3 protein-coding genes and 2 pseudogenes are annotated in these 3,636 nt (G+C 66.8%); all 5 read left to right on the top strand.

Going from position 1 to position 3,636, the window contains the following annotated elements:
• Positions 1–10 precede the first annotated feature (10 nt).
• Positions 11–1,283, top strand: a pseudogene (locus CSW58_RS13375) (type III PLP-dependent enzyme).
• Between the two features lie 164 nt (positions 1,284–1,447).
• Complete coding sequence (locus CSW58_RS13370) at positions 1,448–2,497, top strand: deoxyhypusine synthase (RefSeq protein WP_099447602.1); 1,050 nt, start codon at positions 1,448–1,450, stop codon at positions 2,495–2,497.
• Between the two features lie 62 nt (positions 2,498–2,559).
• Complete coding sequence (locus CSW58_RS13365; RefSeq protein ID WP_236627842.1) at positions 2,560–3,105, top strand: hypothetical protein; 546 nt, start codon at positions 2,560–2,562, stop codon at positions 3,103–3,105.
• Positions 3,096–3,386 carry a hypothetical protein gene (locus CSW58_RS15530; protein ID WP_236627841.1) on the top strand — a complete coding sequence of 97 codons (291 nt, stop codon included), beginning with the start codon at positions 3,096–3,098 and terminating at the stop codon, positions 3,384–3,386. Before CSW58_RS13365 ends, CSW58_RS15530 begins: the two co-directional genes overlap by 10 nt.
• Before the next feature lie 46 nt (positions 3,387–3,432).
• Positions 3,433–3,636 (top strand): annotated as a pseudogene (locus CSW58_RS13360) (transcriptional repressor); the annotation flags it as partial.

Below are 3,636 nucleotides of genomic sequence, written 5' to 3'. Positions count from 1 at the left end.
GTCTACGTGAATTGCACACGTACATGAACCCCTGGACCTGGTCCGTGAGCGGTCACCGGAACGTCCTGTCGCACTCGTGCGACCGGACGCGGTGTCCGTAGCGGCGCGCTGGTTCCAGGCTGAATTTAAAAGGCGACGTCTTTTACGCGGTGAAGGCCAATCCTTCGCCGTGGGTGATCCGTGAGCTGGTCCAGGCCGGCTTGCGATCGTTCGACGTCGCATCGCTCAACGAGATCGAGCTCATCAGCGAGCACGCTCCCGGCTCGCGCATGGCCTTCATGCACCCGGTCAAGAGCCGGGTGGCGATCTCGGCCGCCTATTTCGATCATGGCGTGCGGACCTTCTCGTTCGACACCCATGAGGAACTGGCCAAGATCCAGGACGCCACCGGCCAGGCCAAGGACCTCAACCTGATCGTCCGCATGGGCGTGCAGGCCGAGGGCGCGGCCTATTCGCTGTCGGGTAAGTTCGGGGTCGAGCCGCACGCGGCCCCGGCCCTGCTGCTGGCGGCTCGCCGCGCCACCCAGGACCTGATGGGCGTCAGCTTCCACGTCGGCAGCCAATGCATGCGCCCCACCGCCTATCAGGCGGCGATGGCCCAGGCCTCGCGCGCCCTCGTGCGGGCCGGCGTGCTGGCCGACGTCGTCGATGTCGGCGGCGGTTTCCCGTCGATCTATCCCGGCATGGTGCCGCCGGACATGTCCGAATACGTGGCCGCCATCGACCGCGGCTTCGCCGAGATGATGGTCCACGAGTCGACCCAGCTGTGGTGCGAACCGGGCCGGGCCCTGGTGGCCGAAGCCTCGTCCCTGCTGGTCAAGGTCGAACTGAAGAAGGGCGACGCGCTCTATCTGAACGACGGGTCCTACGGCTCGCTGTTCGACGCGGCGCACATGAAGTGGCCCTTCCCGGTGAAGTTGCTGCGCAAGCACGGCCCCGATAGCGAAAAATCGGTGGAAGAGGGCCTGCGCCCGTTCCGCTTCTACGGCCCCACCTGCGACAGCGTCGACCACATGCCCGGCCCCTTCTACCTGCCGGAAAGCGTCGACGAGGGCGACTATATCGAGATCGGCATGCTGGGCGCCTATGGCGTGGCGATGTCGACGCGCTTCAACGGCTTTGGCGAGAACGAGACCGTCGAGGTCCAGGACGCGCCGATGGCCTCGATGTACGGCCTGGCCAAGCGCTCGATCCCGACCCACAAGCCGGAGTCGGAAGAGCGCAAGGTCGTCCGCTTCTCGCGTCCCAAGGGCGCGGCGGGCAAGCGCAAGCGTCGTCGCTAGTTCGACACCGTTCGCCACTAGATCATTTCTGAGTTAAACCGCGCGCCGCGCTCGACGTTCAAGGACGTCGAGCGCGGTTCGTCTTTCCGCTCCCGCCGGTTGCTCCGTCCCGGTGAAGAGCTTGCTGTCAACGACGGGCGTCCAAAGTCAGGGAAACCGAAGCGATGAACGCTCCCGTTCCGAACTCCAAGGCCGAGCTCCTCCAGAACGTGGTCGAGCACGTCGACATCACGTCCTTCGACGCCCGCCCGATCATCGACGCCATGCGTAAGATGTCGTTCAGCAGCCGCGACACCGCCCGCGCCGCCGACATCTTCAACATGGCCCTGGAAGACAAGTCCTGCTCGCCGTGGCTGATCCTGGCCGGCTCGACCTCGGCCGGCGGCTGCATGCACGTCTATCGCGACATGGTGCGCAACGGCATGATCGACGCCGTGGTCGCCACCGGCGCCTCGATCGTCGACATGGATTTCTTCGAGGCCCTGGGCTTCAAGCACTATCAGGCCGCCGGCCCGGTCGACGACAACGTGCTGCGCGACAACTATATCGACCGCATCTACGACACCTATATCGACGAGGAAGAGCTCCAGAACTGCGATCACACGATCCTGGAGATCTGCAATCGCCTCGAGCCGCGCGCCTATTCCTCGCGCGAGTTCATCTGGGAAATGGGCAAGTGGCTGAGCGAGGGCAACGCCAAGAAGCCCGGCTCGCTGATCCAGACCGCCTATGAAGAAGGCGTGCCGATCTTCTGCCCGGCCTTCGTCGACAGCTCGGCCGGCTTTGGCCTGGTCAAGCACCAGAAGGAACGCATCGCCGCCAAGCAGCCCTATCTGATGATCGACGCGGTGGCGGACTTCCGCGAACTGACCGACATCAAGATCGCGGCCGGCACGACGGGCCTGTTCATGGTCGGCGGCGGCGTGCCCAAGAACTTCGCTCAGGACACCGTGGTCTGCGCCGAGATCCTCGGCGTCGAGGCCGAGATGCACAAGTACGCCATCCAGATCACCGTCGCCGACGTGCGCGACGGCGCCTGCAGCAGCTCGACGCTGAAAGAGGCCGCCTCGTGGGGCAAGGTCAACACCACCCACGAGCAGATGGTGTTCGCCGAGGCCACCACCGTGGTGCCGCTGATCGCCTCGGACGCCTATCACCGCGAAGCCTGGAAGGGCCGCGAGAAGCCGCGCTGGAACAAGCTGTTCGGCAAGTAGTCTTGATAGAGTCACACTGAAAATGCAGGGTCCCTCGAACAGCGGTTCGGGGGACCTTTTTCATGCGCGTTCGTCTCGCTCTCGTCGCCGGCGCGGCGCTCCTGATCGGCGGCGCCGGCGTCGCCCTGGCGCGTCAGACCACCCCCGTCCCGACGTCCAGCCCCGCCATGGTTTCCGGCCTGCCTGAGCACGGCGGTTACCTCGCGCCGGGCGCGCTCGACACGGCCAGGATCATCCCGCCCGCCCCAGCGGAGGGCTCCGCCGTCGCCGAAGCGGACCGCGCGGTCTTCCTGGCCACCCGGAAGCTGAAAGACACACCGCGCTGGACCCTGGCCGTCAACGACGTGGACGAGAAGGCGATCCTGACCGACTACAGCTGCGCCCTGGGCGTGACGCCGACTCCCCAGACCACGCCGAGGCTGATCGGCCTGCTGATGAAGCTGCGCTACGACGTCGGCGCCGCGGTCAATGGTCCCAAGGACCTCTACAAACGCAAGCGTCCCTATCTGGTGGACAACGGCCCGATCTGCGTCGAGGCCTCAGCCGCCCTCGCGGCCAGTCCCGACTATCCGTCCGGCCACGCCACCTGGGCTGGACCGTGGGCCTGATCCTCGCCGAGGCTTCACCGGAACAGGCCTCGTCGATCCTGGTCCGCGCCCGCGCGTTCGGCGAGAGCCGGCTGGTCTGCGGCGTGCACAATCAAAGCTCGGTCATGGCCGGCCAGATGAACGCGGCCAGCCTGGTTGCAGCCCTGCATGGCGCGCCGACGTTCCGGTCCGACGTCGAGGCCGTGCGCGCCGAGTTGGCCGCCGCCCGCACGACGGGACCGGCCCCGGACAAGACCCGCTGCGAGGCCGAGGCGGTTGTGGTGGCCCAGCCCCTGCTCTGATCCGCCAATGGTTGCGTGAAGCCGTCACCCCCTCTACCTGTTGGCCATGCCCCATCACGCCGTCTGCGATCACGACCATCACAGCCACGGCGTCGCCGGCGACGCCCTGGCGGCTGAACTGGTCGCGGCCGAGGCCCGCTGCGCGGCGGCCGAGCAGCGCCTGACCGCGCCCCGTCGCCGGGTATTGGAACTGCTGCTGACCGCCGGCCAACCGGTGAAGGCCTATGACCTGATCGCGACCTTCGCGGTG

Source organism: Caulobacter sp. B11, assembly GCF_002737765.1.
Classification (GTDB): domain Bacteria; phylum Pseudomonadota; class Alphaproteobacteria; order Caulobacterales; family Caulobacteraceae; genus Caulobacter.
Note: the sequence above shows the minus strand (reverse complement) of the source record. Positions and strands in the feature narration are given on the sequence as shown.